Origin of the sequence: Xanthomonas vesicatoria ATCC 35937 (genome assembly GCF_001908725.1) — a bacterium.
Lineage (GTDB): Bacteria > Pseudomonadota > Gammaproteobacteria > Xanthomonadales > Xanthomonadaceae > Xanthomonas > Xanthomonas vesicatoria.
This window is the reverse complement of sequence record NZ_CP018725.1, coordinates 3,349,520-3,367,022: the sequence shown is the minus strand read 5'-3', so window position 1 is coordinate 3,367,022 and position 17,503 is coordinate 3,349,520. Positions and strand designations below refer to the sequence as shown.

Here is a 17,503-nt window from a genome sequence, read left to right as displayed (position 1 = left end):
TCAACGGAAGTGAGGGGCGGCCAGTACGCGATCGATCCACACCGAGGACATGCCGCGCCAGCTGTCGCTATCGAACACCGCCTGCAGTTGCGCGTGCGTGAGTACCGCGCTCACCTGGGCGTCCTCCGCCAGCACTTCACGCAGATGCCGCTGCTGCACCTGCGCACGCGCCACCGCCTGTTCGACCAGCGCGTGCGCCTGCGGCTTGCCGAGCTGCGGGGCCAGCGCGAACACCACCGCCTCGGCGTAGAGCACGCCGCCATGGCTGTCCAGGTGCTGGCACATGCGCGTGCGGTCCAGTTCCAGCTCGGCCAGGCAGGCCTGCATCTGCGCCAGGCTGCCGGCGGTCAGGCACACGATCTGCGGCAAGGTGTCCCATTCGGCATGCCATTGCCCGGCGGCACGCTCATGCGGCTGTGCCATCGCGCTGAACAAGGTGGCGATCAGCCCGGGCACACGGGTCGCCGCAGCCACGGCCGCCACGCTGGCCACGGGATTGCGCTTGTGCGGCATCGCCGACGAGCCGCCCTTGCCGGCCGCCGCAGGCTCGAATGCCTCACCGACTTCCGATTGCATCAACAGCACCACGTCGCCGCCGATCTTGCCCAGCGTGCCGGCAAGCAGGCCGAACGCACAGCCGACCTCGACGATGCGGTCGCGCGCGGTGTGCCAGGGCAACGCCGGCAGGGGCAGTGCCAAGGTTGTCGCCAGCGCCTGGGCCACGTCCAGACCGCGCTCCTGCAAGGACGCCAAGGTACCGGCCGCACTACCGAACTGCAGCACCAGCGCGTCGTGCCGCAATGCATGCAGGCGCCGATGCGCGCGCTGCAAGGCGTCCAGCCAGCCGGCCGCCTTGAGCCCGAAGGTCACCGGCACGGCCTGCTGCAGCAGGGTGCGCCCGGGCAGGCCGGTGTCGCGCTCGCGTTCGGCCAACGCAGCCAAGATGTCGCACAACTGATGCAGACGCGGCAGCAGCAGGTCCAGGGCGGCGCGTAGCTGCAAGACGCTGCCGGTATCGATGACGTCCTGGCTGGTGGCGCCCCAATGCACCCAGCGCGCAGCCGCCGCATCGTGCGCGGCCACGCGCGCAGTCAGCGCCTTGACCAAGGGAATGGCAGGGTTACCGGCGAGCGCGGTGGCCTGCGCCAGGGCGGCCATGTCGTAGTGCTGCACCTGACAGGCCGCTGCAATCGCTGCGGCAGCCTCGGCAGGAATGACACCGCACTGCGCCTGCGCGCGGGCAAGCGCGGATTCGAAATGCAACATGGCCTGCACCCGCGCCGCATCATCGAACACTGCGTCGCACGCAGGCTCGCCGAACAGGGATCCCAACAACAACGACGTCGCACTCATGCATCGCATCTCTTGGCGTGCCGGCAGCATGGCACCGAAGCACAGGGGTGCCAACTAGACGTTAGGGCAATGCGCGCGACATACCGCAGCGCGGCCGTGGCTGGCGAAGGTGATCGCGTGCACACCTGGTTTTGTCTCCGCGCCCTGGGCACCAAGGCGTACGCTTGCGAGCCGTCATGCTCATCGATTGCTGCGTGGCGCATGCTGGCTACCTGGCCGGATCGGCCGCACTTGGAGACACCGGTTGCGCGAGCAACGCACCGCGCGCGATGTGGCAGAGGCGGACCTTCTTCCTTCAATCTCTGACGCTCGCGGCAAATCGGGGCACGCACCGTGCTTGCCAATTTGCGCATCAATACCGGAAGAACACGGTTTCCATCTCGCCCTGCATGTGGATATCCCATGCGTAGACACCATTGCCCGTTGGCTGGGCCAGCAGGGTGTCGCGGCGCGCGGCCGGTACCAGCGCCAGAATCGGGTCGCTGCCCAACTGCGGGTCGTCGGCGAAGTACAGCCGCGTCGATGCGCAGCGCAACAGCCCGCGCATGAACACCAGCACGGTCAGATGCGCCGCCTGCGCCTTGCCCTCCGGCCCGGCGACGGCACCCGGCTTGACCGTGCTGAAGCGAAAACGCCCCTGCGCATCGGTTGGCACCCGGCCCCAACCATCGAAACTGGCGTCGTGCGCCGCAGAACGGGCATCGGCAGCATGCGCGTAGATGCCGGCGGCATCGGCTTGCCACAGCTCCAGCACCGCGTCCGCCACCGGGGTGCCGGCACCATCGAAGACGCAGCCGCTGATGTGCACCTGCGTGCCGGTGGCATGCGCCGGCGCGATTTTGTCGCGATACAGCGGTTCCAGGCCAAGCCGGTAATACGGGCCGACCGTTTGCGAGGGGGTTGCGTGCAGGCTCATCGCGTCACTCCCAGACCGTTTGCTTGCGGCCGCGCAGCACGATGTCGAAGCGGTAGGCCAGCGCATATTCGCTCACCGCGTTTTCCCAGTCCAAACTGGAGACCATGCGCTCGCGCGCCAGCGCGTCGTCGACGCAGTTGTAGATGGGGTCGTGCGCCAGCAGCGGGTCGCCGGGGAAATACATCTGGGTGATCAAGCGTTGCCCGATGCCATCGCCATGCAGCGAAAAATGGATATGCGCCGGCCGCCAGGCGTTGTAGTGATTGCGCCACGGATACGCACCTGGCTTGATGGTCTTGAAGACGTAGCGGCCGCACTCATCGGTGAGCACCTGGCCGGTGCCGCGGAAGTTGGGGTCCAGCGGTGCGTCGTGGCGATCGCCTTCGTGCTGGTAACGACCGGCGGCATTGCATTGCCACACTTCCACCAGGCTGTTGCGCACCGGCCTACCGTTTTCGTCGAGCACGCGGCCAGACACGATGATGCGCTCGCCCAATGGCTGACCACTGAAACCTGCGGTGAGGTCGGCGGCATGCTCGCCCAGGGTGAGCCGATCCAGGCGCGGGCCGGTGACTTCCGACAGCGTGGCCGGGAGATCGATAGGCGCACGCGTGGGGCCGCGCAAGGCAGTGGAGGCGTAAGCCGGATGCACATACGCCGGCTGCGTGCCAGGCCGGGTACGGCGGTAGCCGAGCAGCGGGTCTGTAAGCGACGGATCAACGTTGGCATCGCGCATCGTGAGATCTCCTGCGCCGCAGTGCGGCATGGTCAAGCGATGTGGGTGTGCAGTAGCAGCGACTTGGTTGCAGTGGGCTGGCTCACAGGCGCTCGAGCGCCAGTGCCACGCCCTGCCCCACGCCGATACACATGGTGGCCAGCCCGAGTCGGCCGTTATTGGCTTCCAGTTGCCGCAGCAAGGTAAGTGCAAGCCGCGCGCCGCTCATGCCCAGCGGATGACCGAGCGCAATGGCGCCACCGTTGGCGTTGACGTGTGCGGCAGCGTCGGGCAACCCGCAGGCGCGCATGCACGCGAGCGCCTGCGCGGCGAAGGCTTCGTTGAGTTCGATCGCATCGAACTGCTCGATACGCAGGTTCAGCCGGGCCAGCAGGCGCTGCGTGGCCGGCACTGGGCCCATGCCCATGTAGGCCGGCTCGACACCTGCCGCAGCAAAACCCAGTACGCGCGCACGCGGGGTCAGGCCATGCGCCTGCACCGCCTGCGCCGAGGCCAGCAACAACGCGGCCGCACCATCGTTGATGCCGGACGCATTACCGGCAGTAACGCTACCGGGCTGGCGGAATACCGGCTTGAGCTTGGCCAGCATCTCGGCGGTGGTGTTCGGGCGCGGCGCCTCGTCGTATTCCACGGTACCGACATCGCCGCCCTTGCGCGCAGCCACGGGCACCGAGGTGATCTCTGCATCGAAGAACCCGGCGGCCTGGGCGGCGGCCACGCGCTGCTGGCTGCGCAGGGCGAAGGCGTCCTGCTCTTCGCGCGAGATTGCGTAGCGCTGCGCGACGTTTTCAGCCGTTTCGCCCATCAACTCAGTGCCGTAGGCGGCCTGCAGGCGCGGGTTGATGAAGCGCCAGCCCATGGTGGTGTCTTCCAGTTGCTGGGTGCGGGCGAAGGCGTTTTCGGCCTTGCCCATGACCCAGGGCGCGCGCGACATCGATTCGACACCGCCGGCGATCGCCAGCCCCAGTTCCCCGGCACGGATACCGCGCGCCACCGTGCCGATCGCATCCAGCCCGGAACCGCACAGGCGATTGAGCGTGCTGCCCGGCACCGAACTCGGCAGGCCTGCCAGCAACAGGCTCATACGCGCGACATTGCGGTTGTCTTCGCCGGCCTGGTTGGCGCAGCCCAGATACACATCGTCGATCGCGGCGGGGTCCAGCTGCGGATGGCGGGCCAGCAACGCGGCGATCGGCACCGCGCCCAGGTCGTCGGCGCGCACGCTGGACAGCGCACCACCGTACCGGCCGATGGGCGTGCGGATACCATCGATCAGATAGACCTCGCTCATGCCTCAGCCCCGGCGGACGGGGTGCCGTGCGCGGCATCGGTGCGTGCCTGCAGCGCGCGCAGTGCCTGCAGCTCGGTCGCGGTGGGCGGAGGGGTCTGGGCAAGTGCGTCGGCAAAACGAATCGGCCAACCGGTGGCCGCACTCACCTGCTCGCGGCTGATGCCCGGATGCAGCGTGGTGACCGTGAGTTCGCGGGTGACCGGATCGGGCTCCATCACGCACAGGTCGGTGACCACCACGGTGGGGCCGGCGCCGGGCAGGCCGGCGCGCGCGCGCGCATCGCCGCCCTCCAGATGCCCGACGGTGGTAATGAAATCCAGTGCCGGCACGAAGCTGCGTTTGGACTGGCGCATGATGATGAAGACCTGCTTGGCGCTTGCCGCGATTTCCGGCGCGCCGCCAGCACCGGGCAGGCGCGTCTTCGGCGCTGCGTAGTCGCCGATCACGGTGGTGTTGAGGTTGGCATGACGGTCGATCTGCGCCGCGCCCAGAAACCCCACGTCCACGCGACCGCCCTGCAGCCAGTAGCGAAAGATTTCCGGCGTGGAGACCACGGTGTCGGCGGTCTCGGCCAGCTCGCCGTCGCCGATCGATAGCGGCAGCACGTCCGGGCGTGCGCCGATCGGACCGGATTCGTAGATCAAGGTGACATCCGGCGCATGCGTGAGCCGGGCCAGATTGGCCGCGGTGGACGGCAGGCCGATCCCGACGAAACACACCGCCTCGTCGGGTAAGCGGCGCGCGGCTGCCACGGTCATCATTTCGTTGGTGCTGTACGCACTCATGCCGCCACCTGCTGCTGCGAGTGCGCATGGAAGCGCACGAATGCGGCGAAGTCGTCGGTGTCCAGGATATGCGTCTGGATCCACGCCTGGAAGCGCGCGCGATCGCGCGCAATGGCGTCCCACTCAAGATAAAACCGGTTGTCGCGGGCGTAGTAGCCATGCGCGTACGACGGCGCGGCGCCACCGGGCACATGGCAGACCGCATCGACCACCCAGCGCGGCAGGATGCAGGCATTGGGTGGCGCATCGAGCGTGTCGACAATCTCTTCCACCGTCACGATCACCTTGCGCGCGGCCAGCGCCGCCTCCTTCTGCACGCCAAGGATGCCCCACAGCAACACGTTGCCGCGGCGGTCGGCCTGTTGTGCGTGGATCACGGTGACATCGGGGTTCACCGCCGGCGTGGTGGCCAGCGTCTCGCCGGTGTAGGGACATTGCAGGAACTTGATGCTGTCGTTGACGCGCGGCAGGTCCGAGCCGACATAACCGCGCAACACCGCAAACGGCAACCCGGAGGCGCCGGCCACATACGCGTTGGCCATGTCGGCGTGGCTGTGTTCGCGGATCTGCACCGGCTGCGGCCAGGCGTGTTCCACCGCATCGCGCAGGCGGTGCAGCGAGCCCACACCCGGGTTGCCGCCCCACGAAAACCGCAATGCCGCCGCGCAACCGGCGCCGATCAGCTGGTCGTAGATCAGGTCCGGGGTCATGCGCACCAGGCGCAGGTCGCGCTTGCGTTGGCGGATCACCTCATGGCCGGCCGCATGCGGGATCAGATGGGTGAAGCCTTCCATCGCCACGCAATCACCGTCGGCGATCAGGTGGGACACCGCCTCTCTCAGGGAAACGACTTCGGCCATGGCAGCACGCCTGGGTTACGAACGAGCCATCACGGTAGAGCCGGCCAGATGGCTCGGTCAATCCGATTATCGGTATTTACATTCGATAACCGCACAACTTTGCGAATGTAGTGATGTCTCGACATTGTCTCCGGTGTATACATAACTTCGCTTGCAAGCAGACGCCAGCGTTGGCATGCGCGTCAACTGCTTGCACGCCGGCGCCGTGCGCCGATTCGTACCCCAGGTTGTATACAAAACCCCAGGAGTCACGGTCATGTCCGAGTCCCAGTCCAAGCCGCTGTTTCCCCTCAACGCGTGGTATGCCGTCGCCTGGGACCACGAAATCAAGCACGCACTGACGCCACGCAAGGTCTGCAACCTCGAGGTGGTGGTCTACCGCACCACGGCCGGCGCAGTGGTCGCGCTGGAAGACGCTTGCTGGCACCGGCTGGTGCCGCTGTCGATGGGCAAGCTGCGTGGCGACGATGTGGTGTGCGGCTACCACGGCCTGGTTTACAACACCCAGGGCCGCTGCGTGCACATGCCCTCGCAGGAAACCATCAACCCGTCGGCCTGCGTGCGCAGTTTTCCGGTGGCCGAGAAGCACCGCTATGTGTGGATCTGGCCGGGCGACCCCGCCAAGGCCGACACCGCGTTGATCCCCGACCTGCATTGGGCCCATGACCCGGCATGGGCCGGCGATGGCCGCACCATCTACGCCAAGTGCGACTACCGGCTGGTGCTGGACAACCTGATGGACCTGACCCACGAGACCTTCGTGCATGGTTCGAGCATCGGCCAGGACGAAATCGCCGAGGCGCCGTTCGATGTGGTGCATGGCGACCGCTCGGTGGTGGTGTCGCGTTGGATGCGCAACATCGACGCGCCGCCGTTCTGGGCCAGCCAGATCGCGCGGCATCTGGATTACCACGGCAAGGTCGACCGCTGGCAGATCATCCGCTTCGAGGCGCCCGGCACCATCGCCATCGATGTCGGAGTGGCCATCGCCGGCACCGGTGCGCCGGAGGGCGACCGCAGCCAGGGCGTCAACGGCTACGTGCTCAACACCGTCACGCCGGAAACCGACACCACCTGCCACTACTTCTGGGCATTCATGCGCAACTACGCGCTGCACGATCAGTCGTTGACCACGCTTACCCGCGCCGGGGTCACCGGTGTGTTCGGCGAGGACGAGGCGATACTGGAAGCGCAGCAACGCGCCATCGACGCGCATCCGGATCACACCTTCTACAACCTCAACGTCGATGCCGGCGGCATGTGGGCGCGGCGGGTGATCGATCGCCTGATCGCGCACGAACAGCGCGCGCAGGATCTGTCGCTGCGCATGGTGGGTTGAGCGCAGCGCGCAGGAGCCTCCCATGCCACCGACCACACCGTTCCACAGCAGCGCGGCACAGACCACGCGCGCGCTGCTCTCGCTGCGCGAGCTGATTCTCGACGGCACCCTGCCCGCCGGTGCGCGATTGTCCGAAGTGGCGGTCGTGCAGCGGCTGGGCATGTCGCGTACGCCAGTCCGCGCGGCACTGCAGCGCCTGTGCGAAGAAGGCCTGGCCAGCGCCTTGCCGGGCGGCGGCTACGCGGTGCAGGCCTTCAGCGAGCACGACGTGCACGATGCCATCGAGTTGCGTGGCACGCTCGAAGGCCTGGCCGCGCGCATGGCCGCCGAGCGCGGGGCGACTGCCGCGCAGCTGGCCCAGGCGCATCAGCTGCTGGAGACGCTCGATGCCATCGTCGGCGCGCCGCAGGACGCCATCGACTTCGCCGCCTATGTCCAGGCCAACGCGCTGTTCCATGCCCTGTTGGTGGCGATGGCCGGCAGCGATGTACTCGGCCGCGAGCTCACCCGCGTGCTGCAACTGCCGTTCGCCTCGCCCAACAGCCTGGTCATGGCCCAGACCAGTGCTGCCGATGCGCAGGTGATCCTGACCGTGGCGCAGGACCAGCATCGCGAAGTGATCGCCGCCATCACGCAGCGCCAGGGCAGCCGCGCCGAAGCGCTGATGTGCGAGCACGCCCGTCTGGCCCACCGCAATCTGCGCCACATCCTGCAAACCCCCGCAGCCATCGCCAAGGTGCACGGTGGCGCCCTGCTCGGCCACGCCCATGCATCCACCGCCGGCACTGCCCGGCACGCTTTTCTGCCTGGAGTTCCCCATGCGTAAAGACACCCAGTGGCATCGCGCCCATGTCGTCAGCATCGCCGACGCCTGCGAGGGCGTGCGCGAAATCGTGCTCGACCCAGGCACTGCAGTACGTGCCTTCGAGGTGGGCAGCCACCTGGATTTTCGTCTGCAGTTGAACGGCCGCAGCGATGTGCGCTCTTACTCGCTGGTGGGCGAGCCGCGGGCGGACGGGTACTACCAGATCGCGGTACGGCAAATGCCCGACAGCCGCGGCGGCTCGCTGCATATGTGGACGCTGCAACCGGGCGATGTGGTGGAAATGTCGCCCCCGAGCAACAACTTTGCGCTGGACGAAAGTGGCGAAGAAATCCTGTTGATCGCCGGCGGTATCGGCATCACGCCGATCCTGGGCATGGCGCAACGGCTGGCGCAGCGGCACCAGGCGTTTCGCCTGCTGTATGTCGGGCGCTCGCGCAGCGCGATGGCTTACGTGGAACCCTTGGAGGCGCTGCTCGGCGCACGCATGCAGCTGCATTGCGACGACACCGACGGCCCGCCCGATCTTGCCGCCGAACTGGCACGGCTTTCGCCCAATGCCGAGGTCTATGTGTGCGGCCCGCTGGGCATGCTGGAGGCCGTGCGCCAGCACTGGCATGCCGCCGGCCGCCCGCGTGCGCGGCTGCACTTCGAGACCTTCGGCAATAGCGGACGGGTGCCGGCGCAGGCGTTCGTGGTCAAGCTGCCCGGGCTGGGCCTGGAAGTGCCGGTGGCCGAAAACGAATCGATGCTCGATGCGCTGGCCGATGCCGGCGTCGAACTGATCGCCGAATGCCGCCGTGGCGAATGCGGCCTGTGCGCGGTGGAGGTGCTCGACAGCGCTGCCGATATCGATCACCGCGATGTGTTTTTCAGCGACGAACAACGCCGCGAAAATCGCAAGCTGTGCGCGTGCGTGTCGCGCGCGGTGGGCGGCAGCATCAGCATCGACACCGGCTACCGCGGCGAGCTGGGCTAGGCATCGTCAGCATGCGTATCGCGCCCGCTGTCGTGCTGGCGCGGTGCTGCTGAACTCGCCATGCAAGATGCGTCGGCGTACACCGACGCGTCTGCGCGACCGAGCATCGCCAGCAACCGCTGTGCTTGCATCCTCACGCGCATGCGCGATCATCAGCGCATGGAGTCAACTCACTACAGGACTGTCCCGGCGCCGGCCTTGAACCCGCGCCAGGAGCAATTGGTGGCGCTGGTGCGGCAGCAGGGCTTTGCCGATGTGGAAGGCCTGGCCACGCGCTTTGAGGTCACCCCGCAGACCATCCGGCGCGATCTGACCTTGCTGTGCGATGCCGGGGTGCTGCGCCGCTATCACGGCGGCGTCAGCATGCCCTCCAGCGTGGAGAACCTGGCCTACACCGCGCGCAAGGCGCTGCAGGCACGCGAAAAGCAGCACATCGCCGCGCACGTCGCGCGCTTCATTCCCGACGATGCCTCGCTGTTCATCAACCTCGGCACCACCAACGAAGAAGTCGCGCGCGCGCTGCTGCAGCATCGCGGCCTGCGCGTGATCACCAACAACCTCAACGTGGCGGTGATGCTCAGCGCCAATCCCAGTTTCGAGGTGATCGTGGCCGGCGGCGTGGTGCGCGGGCGCGACCAGGGCGTGACCGGCGAAGCCACGGTGGAACTGATCCGTCAGTTCAAGGTGGACTTCGGGGTGATCGGCATTTCCGGGATCGATCTGGACGGCACCTTGCTGGATTTCGACTACCAGGAGGTGCGGGTGGCCCAGGCCATCATCGAGCACTCGCGCCAAGTAGTGCTGGCCGCCGACCACAGCAAGTTCGGCCGCAACGCCATGGTGAGGCTGGGCGCCATCGCACAGGTGCACGACTGGTTCACCGATCGCCCGCCGCCCCAGGAACTGGCCAGCGTGCTGGCAGAGGCCGGCACCCGGGTGCATCTGGCGGACGCTGACGGCTGAATTTGTTCGTTTAAGTACATTTTCGATGCGGGCTTCTTCGAAAACGCCACATTTGATTCATAAAATAAATCGAATTCCGATAATCGATTGCTCTCGCGACCAAATTCGTCAGGTTTGAGGGCAGTCCGCGTCTTCACGTCCCGAAAAGGTTGGATGTTCGAATATGTTCGAACATGACAACTTAGGTTCGCTCACAGCGCACCTGGACGGAGGCACCGATGGGCGAGACGTACGATCTTCTGGTGGTAGGTGGCGGCATCAACGGGGTAGGTATTGCCCGCGATGCAGCTGGACGTGGCCTGTCGGTGTGTCTGTGCGAGCAGGATGATCTGGCCGCACATACCAGCAGCGCCAGCACCAAACTCATCCACGGCGGCCTGCGTTATCTGGAGCAGTACGAATTCGCACTGGTCGGCAAGGCGTTGGCCGAGCGCGAAGTGCTGTTGCGCCTGGCCCCGCACATCATCTGGCCGCTGCGCTTTCTGTTGCCGCACCAGCCGCATCTGCGTCCGGCCTGGATGATTCGCGCCGGCCTGTTCCTATACGACCATCTCGGGGGCAGCAAGCGCAGTCTGCCGCGCTCGCGCCGGCTGTCGCTGCGCACCCACCCGGTGGGCGCGCCGCTGCAGGAATCGCTGCGCACCGGCTTCGTGTATTCCGACGCATGGGTGCAGGACGCGCGGTTGGTGGTGCTCAATGCAATGGATGCCGCCAAGCGCGGCGCCAAGATCCACACCCGCACGCGTTGCGTGGGGGCCTGGCGCGATGCCGGGTTCTGGTACGCGGAGCTCGAAGACCGCGATGGCCGCCGCCGCACCGTGCAGGCGCGCGCACTGGCCAATGCGGCCGGGCCCTGGGCGGTGTCGTTCCTGGACAAGGTGGCGGCGGTGCCGCATCAACACGCGCTGCGCCTGGTCAAGGGCAGCCACATCGTGGTGCCCAAACTGTTCGATCACGATCACGCCTATATCTTCCAGCAACCGGACCGGCGCATCGTATTCGCCATTCCCTACGAGCACGACTTCACCTTGATCGGCACCACCGACGTCGATTACGAGGCCGACCCCGCCGCACCCAAGATCGACGCGGCCGAAGTGCAGTATCTGTGCGATGCGGTGAACCTGTATTTCCAGCAGCAGATCAGCCCCACGGATGTGGTGTGGAATTACAGCGGCGTGCGTCCGTTGCTGGACGATGCAGAAGACAACGCCGCCGAGGTAACGCGCGACTATCAACTGGAAGTCATCAACGACGGCGCGCCATTGCTCAATGTGTTTGGCGGCAAGTTGACCACCTACCGCAAACTCGCCGAAGAGGCGGTCGACCGCCTGACGCATGCGCTGGGCGCACGCAAGCCGGCGTGGACGGCGCGCGGCGACGCGCTGCCGGGCGGCGAACAGCGCGATATCGCCAGCCTGCTCGAACGTGTGCGCAGCGCACGCCCCTGGCTGCCTGCCGCCACCGCGCAGCGGCTGGTACGCAATTACGGCACCTCTGCAGAGCAGCTTCTGGGCGATGCGCAAGATGTTGCCGGCCTGGGCACGCACTTCGGTGCAGACCTATATCAGGCCGAGGTGGACTATCTGCGTCAACACGAGTGGGCGCAGACCGCCGACGATATCCTGTGGCGTCGCAGCAAACTCGGGCTGCGGCTCGATGCGGCCGGACGCCAGCGGCTGGAAGACTATCTGCAGACGCAGGTACACCCATCAGCAGATGTCGCGACCGTTTGACACACCGCGTTGCCGGCGAGGACGGGTCGTCCGGCAACGTATCCTGGCGCACTGCCTGCATCAGCCTGTGGAGGGCACCCCCGATGAGCACGACCCACTCCCCCTGCGCACCAACGCGCGCGTCGCAATCCCCTGTTCGTTGCAATGACCTTCTCACGAGCATGCGCGCATGAACCGCCAACTTGTGGGTGAGTTGATTTCCGAAGCGATCGCAATGTTCATCATCATCGCGCTCGGCGATTCGGTTGCAGCGATGTACATCCTCTACGACCCCAGCCCGTATCAGAACGCCTATTGGGGCGTGTGTATCGCCTGGGGCCTGGCAGTGACGTTGGCGATCTATGTCACCGGCTCGGTGTCGGGCACGCATGCCAACCCGGCGGTGACGCTGGCACTGGCGCTGTTCCGCGATTTTTCCTGGAAGAAGGTGGTGCCGTACTGGATTGCCCAGGTCGTCGGCGCCTTCCTGGGCGCGGCCATCGTCTATCAGTTGTACGGGCCGGTGATCGACCATTTCAACCAGGTGCAGCAGCTCACCCGCGAAGCGGGCGGCGCGGCCGGGGTGTTCTTCACCGCGCCCGGTCTTGCGGTCACCCCGATGCATGCGCTGGTCGACCAGATCATCATCACCGCGTTTTTGATCTTCGGCATCTTCGCCATCACCGAGCGCTTCAACGAAGCCGCACCGGGCGCCAATTCCGGCGCGTTGATGATCGGCCTGCTGGTGGCAACGCTGGGCGCGTCGATGGGCTATCTGGAAGCGTGGGCGATGAACCCGGCGCGCGATTTCGGCCCGCGGCTGTTCGCCTACTTCGCCGGTTGGCGCGAGGCCGCGCTGCCGGCCAAGGACAATTACTGGTGGATCCCGATTGTGGGCCCCTTGATCGGCGGGCCGATCGGCGCATTGGCGTACCAATGGCTGATCCTGCCGTTCCTGCCGGCGCGCGTGCGCCATCTGCAGGGCGACACCGGGCCGCTCGATCCGCGCTAATCGCCGTGCCTTGAATCGGCCACCACGACGATGCGCGGGCGACTGATCACTGCCGCCACGCGCATCGCTCCCAGGCTGCACCGACCACTCTCGCCGCGCGCCAATGCCGGCATTGTTTGAGGAATCTTCGATGGAAAAGCAATACGTCCTTGCGATCGATCAGGGCACCACCAGCTCGCGCGCGATGTTGTTCGATCGCCAGGGCAAGGTGGCCGGCGTGGCGCAGCGCGAGTTCGGGCAGATCTTCCCGAAACCGGGCTGGGTGGAGCACAACCCGCGCGAGATCATGACCAGCGTCTACACCACCATTACCGAGCTGCTCAACAACGCGCAGATCGATGCGCGCGCGATCTCCGGCATCGGTATCACCAACCAGCGCGAGACCGCGGTGGTATGGGACAAGGCCACCGGCCAGCCGATCTACAACGCCATCGTGTGGCAATCGCGACAGACCAAGGACATCTGCAACCAGCTCAAGGAGGCAGGGCACGAGCAGATGGTGCGCGACAAGACCGGGCTGCTGATCGATGCCTATTTTTCCGGCACCAAGGTCAAGTGGATCCTCGACCACGTGGAAGGCGCACGCGAGCGCGCACGTAATGGCGAACTGGCCTTCGGCACCATCGACAGCTGGCTGATCTGGAACCTCACCGGCGGCAAGGTGCACGTCACCGACTACACCAACGCCTCGCGCACCATGATGTTCAACATCCACACCCTGGAATGGGATGCCGAACTGCTGGAGATGCTGGACGTGCCGGCGCAGATGTTGCCGGAGGTGCGCTCCTCCAGCGAGGTCTATGGCATGACCCAGACCCAGTATTTCTATGGCGAGCAGGTGCCCATCGCCGGCATCGCGGGCGACCAGCAGGCGGCGTTGTTCGGCCAGGCCTGTTTCGAACCGGGCATGGCGAAAAATACCTATGGCACCGGCTGTTTCATGCTGATGAACACCGGCGACAAGGCGGTGGCCTCCAAGGCCGGTCTGTTGACCACCATCGCCTGGGGTATCGATGGCAAGGTCGAGTACGCACTGGAAGGCGCGATCTTCGTCGCCGGCTCGGTGGTGCAGTGGTTGCGTGATGGCTTGCGCATGCTGGGCAAAGCCAGCGACTCGCAGGCATATGCCGAGCGTGCCGGCGACAATGATGGCGTGTACCTGGTGCCGGCCTTCGTCGGCCTGGGCGCGCCGTACTGGCGCAGCGACATCCGCGGTGCGGTATTCGGCCTGACCCGCGGCACCACGAAAGAGCACTTCGTGCGTGCCGCGGTGGAATCGATGGCGTATCAGACCCGCGACGTGCTCACCGCGATGCAGAGCGATTCGGGCATCGAGTTGAAGGAACTGCGCGCCGATGGTGGCGCGATCGCCAACGATTTCATGGCGCAGTTCCAGAGCGACATTCTCAACGTGCCGGTGCTGCGTCCGGAAGTGGCCGAAACCACCGCGCTCGGTGCGGCCTACCTGGCGGGTCTGGCGACCGGCTTCTGGAGCAGCCGCGAAGAAATCGCCACGCAATGGGCAGTGGATCGACGCTTCGAGCCCGCCATGGCCGAGGACAAGCGCGAGCAGCTCTATGCGGGTTGGCAGCAGGCGGTGGAAGCGACGATGGGCTTCCGCATCAGCTGACAGCTGCGCTCAAACGACTGCGCCCACCATCGGGTGGGCGCACGGTTATGTCGGCTGTTCGCTCGGACGACGCACCGCAGGGCCGCATTGGGCAGCCCCGCAGTGCTGCGACAATTACTGGCCGCCGGTATTGGCGCGGCCGGCAATGGTGTCCGGGTCCCAGTGCTCCTTGATCAGGCCTTTTTCGATGCGAAACATATCGAACCAGGTGGTGGTATAGGTTTTGCTCGGATCACGCGGGTCCGGCAGCGTGCGCACCGACACCAGCGTGACCAGATCACGATCCGCGGTAATGGCCACCAGCGGCAACTGCACGCGTGCCTGTACCGGCGTTGGCGGCACAAACGCTGTCAGGAACGCGATAAAGGCATCGCGACCGTTCGCGACGTTCGGGTTGTGCTGGATATAGTTCTTGTCCATGTATTTCGGCGCTTCCTGCACCTGGCCAGCTTCAAACACGATGCGCCAGAAGTCGTAAACCAGCCGCTTGTTAACAGTTTCGGGCCAGGTGGAACCGAGCAGCATCTTCTGGTGATTGGGATTCTCAGTGACGGCGGTCTGCGCGAACGCCGCCATCGGTGCGACCAGCATGATCAGCAACAGGGCGCGGGAAACGATCTTTTTCATGGGATCTCCTGAGAGGAAACGGGCCGTGCGCTCGCGGGGGAGTTGGCACACGGCGCGATTGGGGCAACGACGCGTCCTTGCACAGACAGCAACCGCCACGCGTCAACGCCACCCTACCGAGCACATCCGCTGCCGCGCTAGCCACCCCGAAGTGCACCAGGGCACTTCACAACGGCCAGGTGATCAAAACATTACCTCTGAACACGCTGCATCAGACCTCGACCAGCGGCAGTCCCGCATAGTTTTCTGCGATGGTCGCGCGGCCAGCCTCGCTGCCCAGCACGTACTCCAGCTCGGCCTGGCGGATACGCGCAGTGAAGGCATCTTCGTCGTCGAAGGTATGCAGCAGCGTGGTCATCCACCACGAAAACCGCTCGGCCTTCCACACCCGCTGCAGCGCCAACGCCGAGTAATGCCGCACTACATCGGCATCGCCAGATGCCTTCCAGCGTGCGAACAGCTGCGCAAGCAGGCCGACATCGGCCAAGGCAAGGTTCAGCCCCTTGGCGCCGGTGGGCGGCACGATATGTGCCGCATCCCCGGCCAGAAACAGGCGGCCGTACTGCATCGGCTCGGCGACGAAGCTGCGCAGCGGCGCAATGCTCTTTTCGATCGATGGGCCGGTGACTAGCTGCTCGGCCAGCGCTGCCGGCAACCGCGCGCGCAACGCATCCCAGAATGCCGCATCGCTCCAGGCTTCCACACTTGCGTCAGCTGGCACCTGCACGTAATAGCGCGTGCGGGTGGGCGAGCGCATCGAGCACAACGCAAAGCCATGCTTGTGGCGCGCATAGATCAGCTCATCGTGCACCGGCGGCGTGTCGGCCAACACGCCTAACCAACCGAACGGATAGACGCGCTCGAACAGGCGCATGCGTTCGGCCGGGATGCTGGCGCGGCTGACGCCATGAAAACCGTCGCAGCCAACGATGTAGTCACAGGCAACGTGCACGCGGCGGCCCTCATGGATGAACTCCACGCTGGGCGTCGCGCTGTCCAATGCATGCAGGGTGACGTCGCGTGCGTTGTAGTACGTCGGCGCATCGCTGCGCTGACGCGCCTGCATCAGATCGGCAGTGACTTCGGTCTGGCCATACACCGTGACCCCGCGACCGCAACCGCGCAGCAGATCGATGCGCTCACGCCGCCCATCGAGCGACAGCTCAAAGCCATGATGCGGCAGGCCTTCGCGCTGCAGGCGATCGCCTACACCGGCGCGTTGCAGCAACTCCACGCTGCCCTGCTCCAGCACCCCGGCGCGAATGCGGGCCATCACGTGTCCCGGCGTCTGCCGCTCGACAATGAGCGTGTCGATACCGGCACGCAGTAACAGCTCGCCCAGCAATAGGCCAGATGGCCCGGCACCGATGATTGCAATTTGCGTCCGCATTGGGGCGCTCCTGCCTTCGATGATCAGACCTGCAGTGTGGGTAGCCAAGCGCGACCATTGAAGGGATGATTGCGTGCAGTGCTTGGACTTTTCGACGATGCCCACACGCGCACGCCACTCTGCTGCAATCGCTGCTGTTCCCGCCTTCGGCCTGTATGGCGAGCGGCACGCCGACGCACCGGAGTTATTGCATTGGGAATCGATCGCCGCGCGCAGCCGGCTGCATGACTGGCACATCACTCCGCACCGGCATGAAGATCTAGCGCAGCTGCTGTATGTGCAGCGCGGGTCGGCGACACTGCAACTGGATGGACGCACCCAACGCCTGCGCGGCGCCACCGTGGTGTGGCTGCCGCCGCTGTACGTACACGGGTTTGCGTTCCACCCGCAGGTGCGCGGGCACGTCATCACCTTGTGCATGCCACTGGTGCGCAACGCATTGAGCGCTGCGCCGCTGCTGCAATCCGGCCTGGCGATGCCGGCGGTGCTGCCGGTCAAGGCGTCGCAACGCCTGCTCGATGTGCTGTTCGGCAGCATCGCCGACGACCATGCGCACCAGCGCTTGGGGCACGACGCCGCACTGCAGGCCGCGGCGACGCAGTTGGTGATCTGGACCGCACGCACGGCGCTGCAACGTCTGCAAGACGCGGCCGTGGCCAACGCGCAGGCCGATCCTGCGCTGCGTCATCTGCGCGCGTATCAGGCCTTGATCGACCAGCACTATCGCGCGCATTGGCCGATCTCCCGCTACGCCGACCAGCTGGGGCTGACGCCGGGCCATCTCAATGCGGTGTGCCGACGGCTTGCCGATGCCTCGGCCCTGGAACTGCTGCAACGCCGGATCATGCTCGAGGCACGTCGCAACCTGCGCTACACCAGCTTGAGCGTGCAGCAGATTGCCGCTGCGCTTGGATTTTTCGATGCTGCGTATTTCAGCCGCTCCTTCGCGCGGCATGCAGGCTGCTCGCCGACGCGTTTTCGCAGCGGCGAGTGAGTGCGTCGATCCGGCAGTGCTGAAAAAACGCAACGACACGGCGTCGATTGGCCCACACCGCGACGCGATCGCACCATGCCTCTCGCCCACGCC

The 17,503-nt window shown here is 65.9% G+C and carries 16 protein-coding genes; 8 read left to right on the top strand and 8 right to left on the bottom strand.

Annotation, left to right across the window (positions count from 1 at the left end; translation table 11 throughout):
* From BJD12_RS14580 to BJD12_RS14555, 6 genes are all read right to left on the bottom strand, one after another.
* Complete coding sequence (locus BJD12_RS14580; RefSeq protein WP_042828193.1) at window positions 1–1,353, bottom strand: 3-carboxy-cis,cis-muconate cycloisomerase; 1,353 nt, start codon at window positions 1,351–1,353, stop codon at window positions 1–3.
* Window positions 1,354–1,705: 352 nt separating this feature from the next.
* Entirely contained in the window at window positions 1,706–2,269 is a 564-nt protein-coding gene (pcaG, locus tag BJD12_RS14575; protein WP_005994073.1) for a protocatechuate 3,4-dioxygenase subunit alpha, read from the bottom strand.
* Window positions 2,270–2,273: 4 nt separating this feature from the next.
* Complete coding sequence (gene pcaH, locus BJD12_RS14570; protein ID WP_005994070.1) at window positions 2,274–3,005, bottom strand: protocatechuate 3,4-dioxygenase subunit beta; 732 nt, start codon at window positions 3,003–3,005, stop codon at window positions 2,274–2,276.
* Between the two features lie 82 nt (window positions 3,006–3,087).
* Window positions 3,088–4,296, bottom strand: a complete 1,209-nt coding sequence (pcaF, locus tag BJD12_RS14565; protein WP_005994068.1) for a 3-oxoadipyl-CoA thiolase — start codon at window positions 4,294–4,296, stop codon at window positions 3,088–3,090.
* Window positions 4,293–5,081: a CoA-transferase subunit beta gene (locus BJD12_RS14560; protein ID WP_005994066.1), complete on the bottom strand. Its 789-nt coding sequence runs from the start codon at window positions 5,079–5,081 to the stop codon at window positions 4,293–4,295. Before BJD12_RS14560 ends, pcaF begins: the two co-directional genes overlap by 4 nt.
* Window positions 5,078–5,941: a CoA transferase subunit A gene (locus tag BJD12_RS14555; RefSeq protein ID WP_005994064.1), complete on the bottom strand. Its 864-nt coding sequence runs from the start codon at window positions 5,939–5,941 to the stop codon at window positions 5,078–5,080. Before BJD12_RS14555 ends, BJD12_RS14560 begins: the two co-directional genes overlap by 4 nt.
* 256 nt (window positions 5,942–6,197) lie before the next feature.
* On the opposite strand from BJD12_RS14555, the gene BJD12_RS14550 reads away from it, so the two are divergent.
* The 7 genes from BJD12_RS14550 to glpK all read left to right on the top strand — a co-directional run bounded on the left by BJD12_RS14550 (window position 6,198) and on the right by glpK (window position 14,399).
* Window positions 6,198–7,280, top strand: coding sequence for an aromatic ring-hydroxylating dioxygenase subunit alpha (locus BJD12_RS14550; RefSeq protein ID WP_039429008.1), 1,083 nt, complete (start codon window positions 6,198–6,200; stop codon window positions 7,278–7,280).
* 22 nt (window positions 7,281–7,302) lie between these two features.
* Window positions 7,303–8,106: a GntR family transcriptional regulator gene (locus BJD12_RS14545; RefSeq protein WP_005994060.1), complete on the top strand. Its 804-nt coding sequence runs from the start codon at window positions 7,303–7,305 to the stop codon at window positions 8,104–8,106.
* Complete coding sequence (locus BJD12_RS14540) at window positions 8,099–9,082, top strand: PDR/VanB family oxidoreductase (protein ID WP_005994058.1); 984 nt, start codon at window positions 8,099–8,101, stop codon at window positions 9,080–9,082. The genes BJD12_RS14545 and BJD12_RS14540 overlap by 8 nt, the downstream gene beginning before the upstream one ends.
* 141 nt (window positions 9,083–9,223) lie before the next feature.
* The gene (locus BJD12_RS14535) at window positions 9,224–10,045 is read left to right on the top strand and encodes a DeoR/GlpR family DNA-binding transcription regulator (RefSeq protein ID WP_042828187.1); all 822 of its coding nucleotides are present in this window, start codon (window positions 9,224–9,226) and stop codon (window positions 10,043–10,045) included.
* Window positions 10,046–10,263: 218 nt separating this feature from the next.
* Entirely contained in the window at window positions 10,264–11,778 is a 1,515-nt protein-coding gene (glpD, locus tag BJD12_RS14530; RefSeq protein ID WP_005994054.1) for a glycerol-3-phosphate dehydrogenase, read from the top strand.
* Between the two features lie 169 nt (window positions 11,779–11,947).
* Window positions 11,948–12,769, top strand: a complete 822-nt coding sequence (locus BJD12_RS14525) for an MIP/aquaporin family protein (RefSeq protein ID WP_005994052.1) — start codon at window positions 11,948–11,950, stop codon at window positions 12,767–12,769.
* 130 nt (window positions 12,770–12,899) lie between these two features.
* Complete coding sequence (gene glpK / locus BJD12_RS14520) at window positions 12,900–14,399, top strand: glycerol kinase GlpK (RefSeq protein ID WP_042828185.1); 1,500 nt, start codon at window positions 12,900–12,902, stop codon at window positions 14,397–14,399.
* A 114-nt stretch (window positions 14,400–14,513) separates the two neighbouring features.
* Here the strand turns inward: glpK and BJD12_RS14515 are convergent, their stop codons facing one another.
* Window positions 14,514–15,026: a nuclear transport factor 2 family protein gene (locus tag BJD12_RS14515; protein WP_005994049.1), complete on the bottom strand. Its 513-nt coding sequence runs from the start codon at window positions 15,024–15,026 to the stop codon at window positions 14,514–14,516.
* A 211-nt stretch (window positions 15,027–15,237) separates the two neighbouring features.
* Window positions 15,238–16,416, bottom strand: a complete 1,179-nt coding sequence (gene pobA / locus BJD12_RS14510; protein ID WP_005994047.1) for a 4-hydroxybenzoate 3-monooxygenase — start codon at window positions 16,414–16,416, stop codon at window positions 15,238–15,240.
* Between the two features lie 97 nt (window positions 16,417–16,513).
* Here pobA and BJD12_RS14505 point away from each other — a divergent pair, with 97 nt between their 5' ends.
* Window positions 16,514–17,410, top strand: coding sequence for a helix-turn-helix domain-containing protein (locus tag BJD12_RS14505; RefSeq protein WP_005994045.1), 897 nt, complete (start codon window positions 16,514–16,516; stop codon window positions 17,408–17,410).
* Window positions 17,411–17,503: the final 93 nt, after the last annotated feature.